This window comes from Flavobacterium procerum (genome assembly GCF_042431625.1).
Lineage (GTDB): Bacteria > Bacteroidota > Bacteroidia > Flavobacteriales > Flavobacteriaceae > Flavobacterium > Flavobacterium procerum.
The window spans coordinates 193,471-209,096 of sequence record NZ_JBHLYW010000001.1; the positions used below are offsets into that span (position 1 = coordinate 193,471).

Consider the following 15,626-nt stretch of genomic DNA (forward strand, 5'->3'; position numbering starts at 1 on the left):
AAGAGATAGCTGAGCCATCTTGTGAAATTTTTTAAAATGAAACGCCATACTTATCAATCAAAAGGTTCATTGTTTTAGAAGGAATGACAAGAGTATTGTTTATTATTCCTTTTTGTTTGTCAAAAGAAACATTTAATTCGACTTTTTTTGCTTCTTTACTTCTTGAAATGCTAGCATTATTTTCGGAAATAACTTTTGTAAGGTCGTATACTGTTGCAAAAGAAGACAAACTTTTATAATCTTCAAGAACTAAGTAGATTCCCAATTTCAAAAGATTAATGGTTAAGTAATCAGATTTGTCTATGTTGTTGCTCTTTAAGGCTAGTTCTATATATTGTAATGCTTTTTCGTATTCTTTTTGCTTGATTAAAATTATAGCCTTTGTGTAATAGGGTAAAAAAACGTCTGGTTTTTGAGATAATCTTTTATCTAATAATTTAACTCCTTTTTTGTTTTCATTTAAAAAGAACATTGAGGTGTATAATCCATCAATTAAATCATTTTCAGCTTTTGCATTGCAATTTATAAAATTTAGGCTATTGCTTATTACGTTTTCATAATTCCTGTTGTCATACTCATATTGCAATATCTTTCTGTAAGCCTCCTCATTGCAATTGTCAATTTCAATGATTTTTTTATAATCATTATAGGCTAACTCCATTTGGTTATTCTTCTCATAAACGATAGCTCTATATTTAATATTCTCTATTGTATAATTTTGCTTAAGAATTTTGTTGATAATAGAAATGCATGATGCGTAATCGTTTCGAGCAAAATAGAAACCAGTCAAATTTGACAAAAGAATTGGGTTGTCGGGATTATTGTTCAAGCCAGACAAAAGCAGTTTTTCTGCCTCGTCAAATTTATTTAAGCCATAAAGAAGAGTATATAAGCTGTTTATGCTATCAACATCGTTAGGAGTCAGATTGATGTATTTGTTATAGTAAAGAATAGCATTGTCATAGTCCTTTAAGTCTAGGGATTTTGAAATAATTTGTGTTAAAATTAATTTTGAATCGCCATAATTGCTATTAGCGGCTGTAATTAGGGTTTTTAGAGATTTCTCTTTGGAGAAGGAGCATTCAACCAGTTCTGAAATGTACACCATTCCTTTTTCGCTAATACCGCCTGTGATGTCAATATGTTTAAGTAATACTTCTAATCCTTTTTCGCATTTAGAATCTTCATAATAGATTTCTGCCTTTTGAATATAGTAGTCCTCATTTAATGAATCAATCTTGATAGCTTTGTCAATCATTTCGATAGACTTTGTGTGTTCTTTTTCTATCAGTAACTTTTTTGATTCGTCGGCATAATATTTTGCATCTGTGTAGTTCTGAGAAAACACTTTTGAAGACAAAGTAAGTAAGGTGTATAAAAGTGCTATTTTCAATTTATTCATTTGATGTGCTATTTTCTGATTTTTTTTCAAGAGCTATATCGGATAGGAATAATTTAAATTCTTTGATTACTATTTTATTTGCAGCAACTTGATCGTTGTTTGAGCTTATTTTTAAAATATATTCTGTCCAAAATAATGAAGTTTTTTTGCCTCTGTTATTTAGCCATTCGGAAAAAGAACGATTAAGAGAAGTTGCATGAATGTCATCGATGCAGGTCAAATAACCAAATAAATAAGAAGGTAATTGAGCGTAATCAGGATTTGCAAAAAACATTTTAGGCTTTAGCTCAATATCATTAATTATTCTGTTTAATGTTTCCAAGATGTTTTCGTTCATATCTTATTTTACTGTTTTTTGTAAACAAGAATTTCATTCACTCTAGCAAATTTATCATTTGTCTCTTCAATCCATTGAGTTGCTTTTTGAATAATCAGAGTGCTGTCATTAATTTCAATAACATCTAAGTTTTCGCATTCTTGAAAAATAGTATCCTTCTCGCTGATTATTTTGTTGGGAATTAATGATAATGTAATTCCAGTTCTGTTTTTATTCCTATTGAAATAGAATTTTCCACTTGAGTTGACTCTTAGGTCGTCACTGCTGTATTTTTTAGTGTAATTTCCGTCCTTTAAAATAAGGTCTTCATTGTAATTTTGTTCTTGCAAAACCCATTTTCCGTTGTATTTGTTTTCTTCAACGGTTTGATTGCAGCTAGAAGCTAAGCATAAAAGGAGAGAACAAAATGGTAGAGTTAAACTATTTGAGAGTCTTTTTTTTGTCATACTGCCTGTATTGTTTTTTGAATTTGGAACATTTGATTATATAGACTTTTCCTTTTTCATCTTTTGAGAGGCGGCAGTTTCCAGATTCTTCAATATTTCTGAAGCCAGTCTTTGGATAACAGGCATGCTTACCGAATTTCCAGCCTGTTTGTATAAATGTGAATTTGAAATTTTTGGAAGTTTGTAATCATCGGGAAAACCCTGAAATCTAAAACATTCTCTGGGAGTTAGTTTCCTGAATCCAAATTTGGTTGTAATAATAGGTACGTTATGACCTCCCGTACCCATGTTGGCAGTAAGTGTCGGGCAAACATTTGATTTGTTTTCACGAACATATTGTCTTCTAAACTGATAAATTCTGTCTTTGTTTGTTACGGATTCTTTGAGCATTCCAAACATATATTTGTCTTCGCTGTAGTAGAATTTATCTTCGACTTTTTCCTTTAAAATTAAATCATTAATGGTTTTAGATAAAGTCTCCTTTTCAGGAAAAATAAATTCGAAGTCGTTGTTCTGAATAAAATCTTTATCAAAGGCAATGATAAAAATACGTTCCCTGTTGTGCGGAATATTTCCGAAATTTTTGGTGTTTAAAACGGCATGGTCAAAAGTGTAATTTCTCTTTTTGATTTCATTTTCAATCACTTTCATGGTATTTCCGTTATCGTGACCTTTTAGGTTTTTTACATTTTCCAAAAAGACAACTTTAGGGCGCATTTCGTCTATGAAATCTAGAATTTTAAAAAAATGATTGCCTCGGCTGTCCTCAAATCCTTTTCGATAGCCCGCAACAGAAAACGGCTGACATGGAAAACCTGCCGTGAGAATGTCAATTTTTTTGAGATCCTTTGCATTGAGCTGCATTACATCGCCTTCGATTAAAGTATGTTTGAAGTTTTTTTTGTAGGTGATACAGGCATTTTTGTCAAATTCATTTGCCCATTCGAGTTTAAAGCCAGCATTTTCAAAACCTAAACATATTCCGCCGACACCCGCATATAAACTTCCTACTGTAAAATTATTTTTCATTTTTCTGTTTCGATACTGTTTTTGGGGTTATAGGTTTCGGCTTTTAAGTGGCGGTTGTGCAATGCAAATATATTAATTCAATAAGACAGTTGTAAGAAATGCTTGTTTTAAAATGGTAATAGTGTCTAATTTAAATGAAAGCTGGCCAGAGGCGAAGAAATTAGACGTTTGACGCAATTTTTTAATCTATAAACTTTAAAATCAGTAAATTCTGATGCGATAAAAAAAGCAATCAATTTGCTTTTTGGTCAACTATATCGTTTTCTTAAAGCAAAACGGTAGACTGTGTGGTTTTTACTGGCTAATTTAGACAAGCTTTTTTGATTTAAAAGTTGTAATTGTGCAAAAATCTTATACTTTTGTCAAAGATTTTTTCTTTGGAACTTGGTTTTGTGAGAAATTTCTATTGAGGAAAATTATTAATAATATAGCATGTTATTAACTGCCTGAATTTATGAAAACAATAAAAGCCCCTTTATTATCTATTGCATTAATAGTTTTGAGCATTTCGACAGCATTAGCTGATGAAACACATCCGCCGGCGCCACAGACGGCCAGAGCTATGAATACGCCGCCACCAGATGGTACGCCTATTGATCAAAATATTGTTGCCCTAATGGCCAGCGGTCTTGCATTAGGAGGTTGGTTTCACTATAAGAATAAAATAAAAAAAGCTTCAGTTTAATTGAAGCTTTTTTTGTGATTATCAGTCTGCAGTTATTTGTTTATTGCGTAAAGTCTCGAGATGTATTTTCCGACTACATCAAACTCTAAATTGATTTTTGTGCCGACTTTAAAGTTCTTGAAGTTGGTGTTCTCAAAAGTGTAAGGGATAATTGAAACGTTGAATTCGTTGGTTTTCGAATTTACGACTGTCAAGCTTACTCCATTAACCGTTATAGAGCCTTTTTCGATTGTAATATTGTTTAAGTTCTTGTCATATTCAAACGTATAATTCCAACTTCCGTTTGCTTCTTCAATTTTGACGCAGGTTCCGGTTTGGTCAACATGGCCTTGTACAATGTGTCCGTCAAGACGGTCGCCAAGTTTCATTCCTCTTTCCAAATTTACAATGTCATTAACCTGCCAATCTCCAATATTGGTTTTTAGAATAGTTTCGTCAATTGCGGTAACGGTGTAGAAAGAATCCTTTATGGCGACAACGGTAAGGCAGATTCCGTTGTGCGAAACGCTTTGATCGATTTTTAATTCGTTTGTAATAGAAGCTTCAATTGTAAGATGAAGATTGTTTTTTTCTTTTTGTATTTCGTGAATCCTTCCGAGGGTTTCTATAATTCCTGTAAACATTGTGGTTTTATTTTACTAAATTTGCAGATCAAAATTACTAATAAATAAGCTGAGCTCATGAATAAAAAAGCAGAAAATATAATTGTTGGAATTTCAGTAGGAGATTTAAACGGTATTGGAAGCGAAGTAATATTAAAAACATTTGAAGACAGCCGAATGTTAGAATTGTGTACGCCTGTTATTTTCGCAAATGCTAAAATACTTTCATTTGTTAGAAAAAGCTTTACGTCGACAGTTCAGTTTCATGGAGTAGATAAGCTTGATCAGGTTTTGCCTGGGAAAGTAAATGTTTATAATCTTTGGAGAGAAGGAGTAGACATTAATTTTGGAAAAAATGACGAAAAGATAGGCACGTACGCAATAAAATCATTTGCTGCGGCCACTAAAGCGTTAAAAGAAGGAGATATAGACGTTCTGGTAACAGCTCCAATCAATAAATACAACATTCAGTCGGAGGATTTTAAATTTCCGGGGCATACCGATTACTTAAATCAGGAACTTGAAGGAAATGCGTTAATGATGATGGTGCAGGATAATCTGCGTGTAGGTTTGATTACAGATCACGTTCCGTTAAGTGAGGTTTCTGCTCATTTGACAGAAGAGCTAATCGTAAAGAAAATCGAAACAATCAGAAAATCTTTGGTGGAAGACTTTAGTATAGTAAAACCTAAAATCGCAGTTTTAGGATTGAATCCGCATGCTGGTGATGGTGGCGTGATTGGAAAAGAAGATGATGCTCTTTTAAGACCAGTTCTTAAAAAAATATTTGATTCGGGAACAATGGCATTCGGTCCGTTTCCTGCAGACGGCTTTTTTGGAAGCGGTCAATATGAAAAATATGACGCTATCGTAGCAATGTATCACGATCAAGGACTGATTCCGTTTAAAACCTTATCATTTGGAAAAGGAGTAAACTATACAGCGGGATTAAATAAGGTAAGAACTTCTCCAGATCATGGAACAGCCTATGATATTGCTGGAAAAGATATGGCAGATTACAATTCATTTAAAGAAGCAGTATATCTTGCGATTGATATTTTTCGCTCGCGTAATCAGTATGAGGAGATTAGCCAAAAACCTCTTAAAATAAAAGAAAAACAGTTATAAACAAAAAAAGGTGCATAAGATTATTAGATTTACAATTATTTTATATCTTTGCACCCCAATTCAGATATCTATTTTTAGAATTGAATTGTTCAAATTGATGTTGAAATGAGCAAAACAAAAGAATTTTTAATTCCTTTCGTAGGATTAAAACTAGGAAAACACCATTTTGAGTATCAGATAAATAATGCGTTCTTTGAGAACTTTGAGTATGAAGAATTTCAAAATTCAGATATCAAAGTAAATTTAGTGTTAGATAAGAAAAGCAATATGCTGGAGCTGGATTTTAAGCATAAAGGAACCGTAAATGTGCCTTGTGATTTGACCGGCGAAGATTTTGACCTTCCAATTAAGGGCAAAATGAAGCTGATTGTTCGTTTTGGAGAAGAATTCAATAACGACAACGAAGAATTGCTGATTTTACCACACGGAGAATTTGAAGTAGATGTTGCACAATACATTTACGAAATGATTGTTCTCTCTGTGCCGCTAAAAAGAGTTCATCCAGGAGTTAAAGACGGAAGTCTTCAGACAGAAGCTTTAAATAAACTGAATGAACTAAAAGTCAAAGAAGAAAAAGTTGAGAATAAAGAAGAAGATATTGACCCGCGTTGGGAAAAATTAAAGAAACTATTAACGGATAAATAATATAGTAAAATGGCACATCCTAAGAGAAAGACCTCGAAAACAAGAAGAGACAAGAGAAGAACACACTATAAGGCTACTGTAGCTCAGATTGCTACATGTCCTATTACTGGTGAGGCACATTTATACCACAGAGCTTACTGGCATGAAGGTAAAATGTACTACAGAGGGCAAGTTGTGATCGATAAATCTGAAGCGGTTGCTTAATACGTTTTTCTAAATTATACTAGAACTCTCACTTCGTGAGAGTTTTTTTTGTTGGTTATAATTTTTGTTTTTTAAGAAAATACAGGCAAATTCGCTTCGTTTTTTTTTGTAATTTTCAAGTCTTTTAAAAATTTTTCAAATTAATCATAATTTGGAAGGAAATAATAGAATATAATGAATACAATCACAGCCGCAATTACCGCTGTCGGAGGTTACGTTCCGGACTTTGTTCTTTCCAACAAAGTTTTAGAAACAATGGTCGATACCAACGATGAGTGGATTACCACTCGTACAGGTATTAAAGAAAGAAGAATTCTTAAAGATGCTGATAAAGGAACATCGTACCTTGCTATAAAAGCAGCACAGGATTTAATCCAAAAAGCTAATATTGATCCTCTTGAGATTGATATGGTGATAATGGCAACTGCAACACCAGATATGATGGTGGCTTCTACAGGAGTATATGTTGCAACAGAAATTGGAGCGGTAAATGCATTTGCATACGATTTGCAAGCAGCCTGTTCAAGTTTCTTATATGGTATGTCAACCGCTGCGGCTTATGTACAGTCAGGACGTTACAAAAAAGTACTTTTGATTGGAGCAGATAAAATGTCTTCTATCGTAGATTATAAAGACAGAGCAACTTGTATTATTTTTGGTGATGGAGCTGGAGCAGTTCTTTTTGAACCAAATTACGAAGGTTTAGGATTGCAGGATGAATATTTAAGAAGTGACGGAGTAGGAAGAGACTTCCTTAAAATTCCTGCTGGTGGATCTTTGATTCCGCCAACCGAAGAAACCGTTAGAAACAGACAGCACAATATTATGCAGGACGGTAAAACTGTTTTCAAATATGCTGTGACAAATATGGCCGATGCAAGCGAGTTGATTTTGCAAAGAAATAATTTAACAAATCAGGATGTAGATTGGTTAGTGCCTCATCAGGCCAACAAACGTATCATTGATGCTACTGCAGGAAGATTAGAACTTGAAGAGTCTAAAGTATTGGTAAATATCGAAAGATATGGTAATACAACTTCGGGAACTCTTCCGTTGGTATTGGCTGACTTTGAAGATAAGTTAAAAAAGGGAGATAATGTTATTTTTGCCGCTTTTGGTGGTGGATTCACTTGGGGATCTATTTACCTGAAATGGGCTTACGATAAGAAATAAATTAAAACTAAAAACGAATCATTATGGATTTAAAAGAAATTCAAAACCTAATCAAATTTGTTGCAAATTCGGGAGTTGCAGAAGTGAAGTTAGAAATGGATGATGTAAAAATCACAATCAGAACAACTTTAGAAACAAATGTAACTGAGGCAACTTATGTACAGCAATTACCAGCACAGGCTGCTTTGCCACAAGCGACAGTTCCACAAGTTACAGCTCCAACAGTTGTAAATGTAACTCCAGAAGCGCCAGCTGCTAACGATTCTAAATATGTTACTATAAAATCTCCAATCATTGGAACATTCTATAGAAAACCGTCTCCAGACAAACCAGTTTTCACAGAAGTGGGAAGCACTGTGTCTAAAGGAGATGTTCTTTGTGTAATTGAAGCAATGAAATTATTCAACGAAATCGAATCTGAAATTTCTGGTAAAATTGTAAAAATTCTTGTTGACGATATGTCTCCTGTAGAATTTGACCAACCTTTATTCTTAGTTGATCCATCATAAATAAATTTAGATTTTAGATTTTAGATTTTAGATTGATCTGACAGAATTAATACAGACATCTAAAATTATCTAATTATCAAATTGTCTAATTATCTAATTAAAATAAGATGTTTAAAAAAATATTAATTGCGAATAGAGGGGAAATTGCACTTCGTGTAATTCGTACATGTAAGGAAATGGGAATCAAAACTGTTGCAGTTTACTCTACAGCCGATGCAGAAAGTTTACACGTTAAATTTGCTGACGAAGCGGTTTGTATTGGCCCTCCTCCGAGTAACTTATCGTATTTGAAAATGTCAAATATCATTGCAGCTGCAGAAATTACAAACGCAGATGCAATTCATCCAGGTTATGGATTTCTTTCTGAGAACGCTAAATTCTCAAAAATTTGTCAAGAGCACGGAATCAAATTTATTGGTGCGGCTCCTGAAATGATCGACCGTATGGGAGATAAAGCTTCTGCAAAAGCTACAATGAAAGCGGCAGGAGTTCCTTGTGTGCCAGGTTCAGACGGATTGTTAGAATCTTACGAACATGCACAAAAAACAGCTAAAGAAATTGGCTATCCAGTTATGATGAAAGCTACCGCTGGTGGTGGTGGAAAAGGAATGCGTGCTATCTGGAAAGAAGAAGAGCTTTTAAAAGCTTGGGAAAGCGCGCGCCAAGAAGCTGCTGCAGCATTTGGAAATGACGGTATGTACATGGAGAAACTTATTGAAGAACCACGTCACATCGAAATTCAAGTTGTTGGTGATGCTTATGGTAAAGCTTGTCACCTTTCTGAAAGAGATTGTTCGGTACAACGTCGTCACCAAAAATTAACGGAAGAAACTCCTTCTCCGTTTATGACAGACGAACTTCGTGCTAGAATGGGTGAGGCTGCTGTAAAAGCTGCTGAGTTCATTAAATATGAAGGAGCTGGAACTGTAGAGTTTTTGGTTGACAAACACAGAAATTTCTATTTCATGGAAATGAATACTCGTATTCAAGTTGAGCACCCAATTACAGAACAAGTTATTGATTATGATTTGATCCGTGAGCAAATTATGGTGGCTGCCGGGATTCCGATTTCAGGTAAAAACTACCTTCCAGAATTACATGCTATCGAATGTCGTATTAATGCTGAAGATCCTTATAATGATTTTCGTCCTTCTCCAGGAAAAATTACTACGCTTCACATGCCAGGAGGTCACGGAGTACGTTTAGATACTCACGTATATTCTGGTTACAGCATTCCGCCAAACTACGATTCTATGATTGCTAAGTTAATTACAACAGCACAATCTCGTGAAGAAGCTATCAGCAAAATGCGAAGAGCTTTGGATGAATTCGTAATCGAAGGCGTGAAAACTACAATACCTTTCCACAGACAATTAATGGATGATCCAAAATATATTGCAGGAGATTATACAACTGCATTTATGGATACATTTAAAATGAATACTCCAGAATAATTAGTAAAGGCTGTCAATATTTTGACAGCCTTTTTTCGTTTATAAGCACTAAAGAAAATTCCAATTCATAAAAATTCCAAATCCCAAATCTGGAATTTTATACTTCAATGCTGGAATTTGGAATTTCAAAATTTGGAATTTATCCTCAAGGTAACACCGTAAGTGTTTACTTATTACACACTTTTTCTTTAGGTTACACACTTTTTACATTTTGTTCATTTTGGCATATTTTATCTAAACTCCTTTAAAAACAAGGGTTAAGCAAGTTTGGCATAGCTGTATTTTGTTTCGGCATAATAATTTCATTATCTAAAGCGTAAACAACTATTAATAATTTAAATATATACACTATGAAAAATTTATTTTTATCAGCCGCAATTGTTTTAGGAAGTTTAACTTCATTCGCTTCAACTTCACCAGTATCAAACACAATCGTAAAAACGATTACTGTTGCAGATGAGTACACAGAAATCAAATTAGAAGAATTACCAGCAGCGATTTCTGAGTCTTTGAAAAAAGCATATCCAAGTGCAGTAATTACTAAAGCATACAAAAACGAAAAATCAGAATACAAATTAGACGTTACTGTTGGCGACAAGGTAGGAAACCTTTTTGCTAATGCAGACGGAACTTGGATTCAAAAATAATCTGTTCCGGTGAAAATCCAGATTAAGAATACTAAGATAAAATTAACAATATTAAAATATAGCTATCATGAAAAATTTATTTCTATCAGCCGCAATCGTTTTGGGAGGTTTAACATCATTTGCTTCAACTTCTCCAATTTCAAATACAATCGTAAAAACAATTTCTATTCAGGATGACTACACTGAAGTTAAAATTGCTGAAGTTCCTGTTGCCGTAACAGATGCTCTTAAAAAAGCATATCCAGACGCAGTACTTACTAAAGCATTTAAAAATGCAAAATCAGAGTATAAACTTGAAGTTACTGTAGGCGACAAAACAGGAAATCTGTTTGCAAATGCAGACGGTACTTGGATTAAACAATAAATCAACACTAACCCTTAAAAACTATTACTATGAAAAAGTTGATCTTATCGGCAGCAATTGTTTTAGGCAGTTTGTCGATGCATGCAGAAACCACTGTAAATGCTAATCAAGCAATAATTACAGTAAATGATCAGGATGGATACAAAGAAGTAGACGGTGTTCCAGCAGCAGTTAAAAAATCTTTAGATGATGCTTATCCTGGTGTAGTGCTTGAAAAAGCATGGGTAAATGAACAAAAAGAATATAAAATCGAAGTAACGGTGCGAGGCGAAAAGTCAATCGTGTACACAGACGCTACTGGTAAAATTCTTAAAAAGTAATATTAATTTAAATATACTGTTATTATGAAGAAGTTAATGTTATCAGCAGCGATTGTTTTAGGTGGTTTATCGGCTAATGCCGCAGTAATAAACCCAATGGTTTCGACTACTCAATCGGTACTTATTCAGGATGAATTTACTGAAATTGGAGCAGACGCTGTTCCTGCAGCCGTAAAATCTACTCTTGAAAAATCTTTTCCGAACACAAAGCTTGAAAAAGCGTATAAAAATGAGAAAAACCAGTATAAACTGGAGATTTCAAGTGGTGACAAAAAGTACACTGTTTTTACAGATGCTTCAGGTAATATCATCAAAAAATAATTAAATACAGCATTATGAAAAAACTAATCTTATCAGCAGCAATTTTAATAGGAACAATGTCAGCTCATGCATTGACAGTTTCTCAAGATATTAAAACAGTTATTTCTGTTCAAGCAGAATATACTGAAGTTACTGCAGATGCTGTACCTGCAGCTGTAAAAACAGCTTTGCAGACCGCTTATCCGGGGGCAAAACTGGACAAAGCATTTGTAAACGATAAAAAAGAATACAAACTAGAAATATCAGTAAAAGACCAAAAGGCTACTGTGTACTCAGATGTCAATGGTAACTGGTTGAAGATATAATTAGGTGAATTTAGATTTATGTTTTTGGTGAAAAAGAGATTGCGACAACGCAATCTCTTTTTTTTGCAAAATTTTATGAAAAGACAATTTTATTAGTATTATTTTAGCAAAAAAGTCCCTCCAAGCAAATGCAAAAGATTTTACTGATAGAAGATGACATCGCTTTTTGTAAATTACTCGAAAAATTCCTAGTTAAAAAAGCATACGATGTAACCGTTGCATTCTCTGCTGCAGAAGCACGAACAGCAGTCAAAAAAGAATCTTTTGATTTGATTTTGACCGACCTTCGTCTGCCTGATTCTGACGGAATCGGACTTATGTCTGAATTTAAAAACGAATACCCTCATATTCCTGTTATTCTCATGACAGGTTACTCTGATGTAAATACTGCTGTAAAAGCCATCAAAAATGGCGCAGCAGATTATATTTCTAAACCTTTCAATCCAGATGAGGTTCTTTTGGTGATTACAAACGCCTTGCAAGTTCCCGAATTAAAAGAAGCAGCTCCGGCAAAGGAAAAGAAGCCTAAAAAACAATCTTCTGCGGAAAATGATTTTGTAAAAGGAATTTCTCCAGCTTCAAAAAAACTGCTCGACCACATACAACTGGTTAGTCCGACGGATATGTCTGTTTTAATTATCGGTGAAAGCGGAACAGGAAAAGAAATTATTGCCAAAAGCATTCATCAGCAAAGCAGAAGAAAAGACAATAACTTTATTGCAGTTGACTGCGGTGCAATTCCGAAAGAGTTGGCGGCCAGCGAATTTTTTGGGCACTTAAAAGGGTCATTTACTGGAGCCATCAACGATAAAAAAGGTTATTTTGAAGCTGCAAATGGCGGTACACTTTTTTTAGATGAGATTGGAAATCTTTCATACGAAAATCAAATTCAGCTATTGAGAGCGCTTCAGGAAAGAAAAATCAAACCCGTTGGAAGCAATAAAGAAATAAACGTCGATATCCGCATTGTTACGGCCACAAATGAAGATTTACGCGAGGCAGTAAAAAACGGCGATTTTAGAGAAGATTTATACCATAGAATCAACGAGTTTTCAATTCAGTCTCCATCATTAAAAGACAGAGGGGAAGATTTGATGGTTTTTGCCGATTATTTTTTAGAAAAAGCCAATCAGCAATTGCATAAAGAAGTTATCGGTTTTTCGCCAGAAGTGGTTTCTATTTTTCAGAATTACAACTGGCCAGGAAATTTACGTGAATTGCAGAACTGTGTAAAACGTGCCGCTCTTTTAACGAGAGGTGATTTTATAGAAAGCGAAGTATTGCCAGCAGAATTTTTTCAGATTCAGAAACAGCCGTCGAATACTGTTTTTTCATTATCAGAAAACGAAAAAGAAGCGATTATTCATGCTTTGTCTAAAGCGCAGAATAACAAATCGGAAGCGGCAAAACTTCTAAAAATCACCAGAAAAACACTTTACAACAAATTGAAGCAATATAATATAGAGCAGTAATTTACTGCTTTATAATAATTCTTGTTTTAACGATTCAAATAAAACGGCGGTTTTGGTTATTAAATCCTTATAACTGTTTTTAAAGACATCGGTTTTAAACTCGTCTTTTTCGATATGTTTCAAGATTTCGCCTATTTCATTAGCTTGAATTTGTTTGAACATCGGCGCGATACGATGCGCGATAGATTTAATCTCTTCGGTGTTTTTCTCCTTAATGGCAGTTTCCAATAATTCTAGATTTTCGACACTGCTTTCTATAAAAGATCGAATTACTTCTTTTAAAGCATTTTCGTCTTGCCCTAAAAAGTCTTTTAAGGTTTCAAGAGTGTAAAATTGCGTATTGTTGTTCTGTTGAATTTCTGCATTTTCGGTATTCGGAATTTCTTTGTTATCCAAAATATGCTGAATGGTTTCCAAAAGTATTTTTGGCGAATACGGTTTTTTTACCACAGTCGTAAAACCGGCTTCAATATAAACAGAAAGGTCAAGGTCTGTTCTTCCCGTAAGTGCGATTACGGGCTGATTGCGAAAATCAATATCAGGAGTGTTTTTTAATTTTTCTAAAAACATGAATCCATCTGTTTCTGGCATCTGAATATCGGTTATGACAAAATCAAAAGATTTGTTCTGAATACTTTCCAGCGCTTTTGATGCACTGTTGAACGACAGGACTTCGTGTTTTTCTTGTTTCAAAACACCGCTTGTCAAATTCAGAAGATTTATATCGTCGTCAACGACAACAAAAATCTGTTTTTTATTGTTTGTAAATGTCGGTCTTTTAACTTCATCAATTTGATTCGCGCTGTTGTCGAACAATAATGGGAGCTCTATGGTAAATGTGCTTCCTTTTCCGAAAGTACTTTCCAGACTTAATTTGCCTCCTAAAATAGAAATTATCTTTTGGCAGATTGATAATCCTAAACCAGTGCCACCATATTTTTTTTCGATGTTTTCATCGGCTTGTGCAAATTCTTCAAAAACAAGTTTCTGATTTTCTTTTTCAATTCCGATTCCGGTATCTTCAATCGTAATGGTGAAGGACTGATTGTTATTCGCGTAAGCGGCAATTTTGATATATCCTTCTTCTGTAAATTTATAGGCGTTTCCGACAATATTGGTCAGGATTTGTTTTAAGCGGAATGAATCGCCTACAATGCGTTTATGCAGTTTTTCGTCAACATTGATAATGAGGTCGATATTTTTCTGCTTGTAAACTGTCTGTATGTTTTTGGCAACATCGTCTATGATTTCTGGCAGAAAAAACGGAACTTTTTCTATTGTGATTTTTCCGGCTTCAATCTGTGAAAAGTCTAATAAGTCCTGAACAAGCTGTGTGATATATTCGCTCGAATTTTTAATGTTTTTGATGAAATACGATTGCTTGGTATTGACATCTGAATTTCCTAAAAGTTCAGAATAACCCACAATCGTACTCAAAGGTGTTTTTAAATCATGGCTTACGGTCGAAATAAGCTGTTCACGGCTTTTGAGAAGGTTTTTGGTTTTGAAATTAGCAATTTCAAGCTGTTTTTTATAAAGTTGTGATTTCGAATAATCGCTGACAATCAATATAGAAAAGAAAATCGTCAGCAATAAACCGATCACCGCCGAAGCTGTTACAATCTCGTTGACTCTCTTTAATGATTTTTCTTTTAATGAATTGTTTTTGATGGAGTTGATAATGATTTCTCTTTCGATAATTCGAAGCACTTTTCGCAGTTGGTCCGAAATAGCAATTTCATTCTGAAGCAGTTTGTTTTCTTCAAAATTTAAGGATTCTTTCTTTTTTTCGGCTTTCATTTTAACCGAACTCAACAGCTTTTTAGAATTGGCTAAAATAGAATCGGATGCTTTTTTACTTAATGTATTGGTACTGTCATCTGGAATATTCTGATTCAAGTAATCGACATATTTCTGTAAAACACTTCGCTGATAACTTCCCAGCTGATTTGGGTTTTTGCTAAAATCCTGAAGTTCTAGTTTTCTAAGGTTGAACTCCATTTTCGTGATTTCGTCTATCGCATTGTTTACAGAGGTTTCGTCGTCTGCTTTATTTTTAATTTCCCTGAGTTGTCGGATGTTTTTTATTTTTTCAGATAAAAGATACGTAACACTGTCGAGCAACGTTTTCTGATATTCTGTTCTAACAATTTGTCTTAAAGTATCGATACGAAGACGAAGCGAGTCACTTTCAATCAAATAATTCTTGAAATCTTTTTCAGAATTGGTCTGAATGGTTTGTCTGGCTAAACCTTCGGTTTTATAAACATTGGAGAATAATTTACTAACGCGAAGTATTTTGGTTTTTTCAAAGGCAATTTTATCTTCAAGATTGTTGTAAACTACATTTTCAGAATATAAAAACCATCCAACCGTAACTACGAGAGCGAGTAACGCAACATAACTGAATAACACTTTGAGTGCGGTATAACTTTTTTTGCTCTCCATAATATTTATCTGGGGTTGACGAGGTATTTGTTCTTAAAATTCATCTGCAATTTATTTAAAAAATTCTGTTTTATAAACAGAATGCACTATCAATATGTTATATAATTGCTATGTTAACAAAATAAAACAGCCGTA

19 protein-coding genes are annotated in these 15,626 nt (G+C 34.0%); 13 read left to right on the forward strand and 6 right to left on the reverse strand.

From position 1 onward, the window contains the following. Positions 1–31: 31 nt before the first annotated feature. Genes ACFFLS_RS00825 through dcm form a run of 4 tightly spaced genes read right to left on the reverse strand, consistent with a single transcriptional unit; the run spans position 32 to position 3,214 of the window. Positions 32–1,402, reverse strand: a complete 1,371-nt coding sequence (locus ACFFLS_RS00825; RefSeq protein ID WP_379683766.1) for a tetratricopeptide repeat protein — start codon at positions 1,400–1,402, stop codon at positions 32–34. Further along, on the reverse strand, positions 1,395–1,724 hold the full coding sequence (locus ACFFLS_RS00830) for a hypothetical protein (protein ID WP_379689084.1): 330 nt from the start codon (positions 1,722–1,724) through the stop codon (positions 1,395–1,397). Before ACFFLS_RS00830 ends, ACFFLS_RS00825 begins: the two co-directional genes overlap by 8 nt. Positions 1,725–1,747: 23 nt before the next feature. Then, positions 1,748–2,185 (reverse strand): hypothetical protein, encoded by a 438-nt coding sequence (locus ACFFLS_RS00835; RefSeq protein ID WP_379683764.1) that lies wholly within the window; start codon positions 2,183–2,185, stop codon positions 1,748–1,750. A gap of 36 nt (positions 2,186–2,221) precedes the next feature. Further along, a complete protein-coding gene (gene dcm / locus ACFFLS_RS00840) occupies positions 2,222–3,214 on the reverse strand; it encodes a DNA (cytosine-5-)-methyltransferase (RefSeq protein ID WP_379683763.1) in 993 nt (330 codons plus the stop codon). A 454-nt stretch (positions 3,215–3,668) separates the two neighbouring features. On the opposite strand from dcm, the gene ACFFLS_RS00845 reads away from it, so the two are divergent. Continuing rightward, positions 3,669–3,899 (forward strand): Fjoh_0651 family PID-CTERM protein, encoded by a 231-nt coding sequence (locus tag ACFFLS_RS00845; RefSeq protein ID WP_379683762.1) that lies wholly within the window; start codon positions 3,669–3,671, stop codon positions 3,897–3,899. Positions 3,900–3,931: 32 nt separating this feature from the next. Here ACFFLS_RS00845 and ACFFLS_RS00850 read toward each other — a convergent pair whose 3' ends face one another. Then, a complete protein-coding gene (locus ACFFLS_RS00850) occupies positions 3,932–4,522 on the reverse strand; it encodes a riboflavin synthase (RefSeq protein WP_379683761.1) in 591 nt (196 codons plus the stop codon). Between the two features lie 57 nt (positions 4,523–4,579). On the opposite strand from ACFFLS_RS00850, the gene pdxA reads away from it, so the two are divergent. The 12 genes from pdxA (at position 4,580) to ACFFLS_RS00910 (ending at position 13,043) form a co-directional block, all read left to right on the forward strand. Then, complete coding sequence (pdxA, locus tag ACFFLS_RS00855; RefSeq protein ID WP_379683760.1) at positions 4,580–5,629, forward strand: 4-hydroxythreonine-4-phosphate dehydrogenase PdxA; 1,050 nt, start codon at positions 4,580–4,582, stop codon at positions 5,627–5,629. A gap of 105 nt (positions 5,630–5,734) precedes the next feature. After that, complete coding sequence (locus ACFFLS_RS00860) at positions 5,735–6,274, forward strand: YceD family protein (protein WP_379683759.1); 540 nt, start codon at positions 5,735–5,737, stop codon at positions 6,272–6,274. 9 nt (positions 6,275–6,283) lie between these two features. Then, positions 6,284–6,478, forward strand: a complete 195-nt coding sequence (gene rpmF / locus ACFFLS_RS00865) for a 50S ribosomal protein L32 (protein ID WP_008465217.1) — start codon at positions 6,284–6,286, stop codon at positions 6,476–6,478. A gap of 174 nt (positions 6,479–6,652) precedes the next feature. Beyond that, positions 6,653–7,651, forward strand: a complete 999-nt coding sequence (locus ACFFLS_RS00870; RefSeq protein ID WP_379683758.1) for a beta-ketoacyl-ACP synthase III — start codon at positions 6,653–6,655, stop codon at positions 7,649–7,651. Positions 7,652–7,674: 23 nt separating this feature from the next. Continuing rightward, on the forward strand, positions 7,675–8,160 hold the full coding sequence (gene accB, locus ACFFLS_RS00875) for an acetyl-CoA carboxylase biotin carboxyl carrier protein (protein ID WP_379683757.1): 486 nt from the start codon (positions 7,675–7,677) through the stop codon (positions 8,158–8,160). Between the two features lie 107 nt (positions 8,161–8,267). Further along, positions 8,268–9,614, forward strand: a complete 1,347-nt coding sequence (gene accC / locus ACFFLS_RS00880) for an acetyl-CoA carboxylase biotin carboxylase subunit (RefSeq protein WP_379683756.1) — start codon at positions 8,268–8,270, stop codon at positions 9,612–9,614. A 350-nt stretch (positions 9,615–9,964) separates the two neighbouring features. Further along, complete coding sequence (locus ACFFLS_RS00885; protein ID WP_379683755.1) at positions 9,965–10,261, forward strand: hypothetical protein; 297 nt, start codon at positions 9,965–9,967, stop codon at positions 10,259–10,261. Positions 10,262–10,328: 67 nt separating this feature from the next. Then, positions 10,329–10,625, forward strand: coding sequence for a hypothetical protein (locus ACFFLS_RS00890; RefSeq protein ID WP_379683754.1), 297 nt, complete (start codon positions 10,329–10,331; stop codon positions 10,623–10,625). A gap of 29 nt (positions 10,626–10,654) precedes the next feature. Next, positions 10,655–10,945 carry a hypothetical protein gene (locus ACFFLS_RS00895; RefSeq protein ID WP_379683753.1) on the forward strand — a complete coding sequence of 97 codons (291 nt, stop codon included), beginning with the start codon at positions 10,655–10,657 and terminating at the stop codon, positions 10,943–10,945. Positions 10,946–10,969: 24 nt separating this feature from the next. After that, entirely contained in the window at positions 10,970–11,266 is a 297-nt protein-coding gene (locus tag ACFFLS_RS00900; RefSeq protein ID WP_379683752.1) for a hypothetical protein, read from the forward strand. A 14-nt stretch (positions 11,267–11,280) separates the two neighbouring features. Beyond that, entirely contained in the window at positions 11,281–11,571 is a 291-nt protein-coding gene (locus ACFFLS_RS00905; RefSeq protein WP_379683751.1) for a PepSY-like domain-containing protein, read from the forward strand. A 128-nt stretch (positions 11,572–11,699) separates the two neighbouring features. Further along, positions 11,700–13,043, forward strand: a complete 1,344-nt coding sequence (locus tag ACFFLS_RS00910; RefSeq protein ID WP_379683750.1) for a sigma-54-dependent transcriptional regulator — start codon at positions 11,700–11,702, stop codon at positions 13,041–13,043. A gap of 9 nt (positions 13,044–13,052) precedes the next feature. Here the strand turns inward: ACFFLS_RS00910 and ACFFLS_RS00915 are convergent, their stop codons facing one another. Further along, positions 13,053–15,491, reverse strand: a complete 2,439-nt coding sequence (locus tag ACFFLS_RS00915; protein ID WP_379683749.1) for an ATP-binding response regulator — start codon at positions 15,489–15,491, stop codon at positions 13,053–13,055. Between the last annotated feature and the right edge of the window lie 135 nt (positions 15,492–15,626).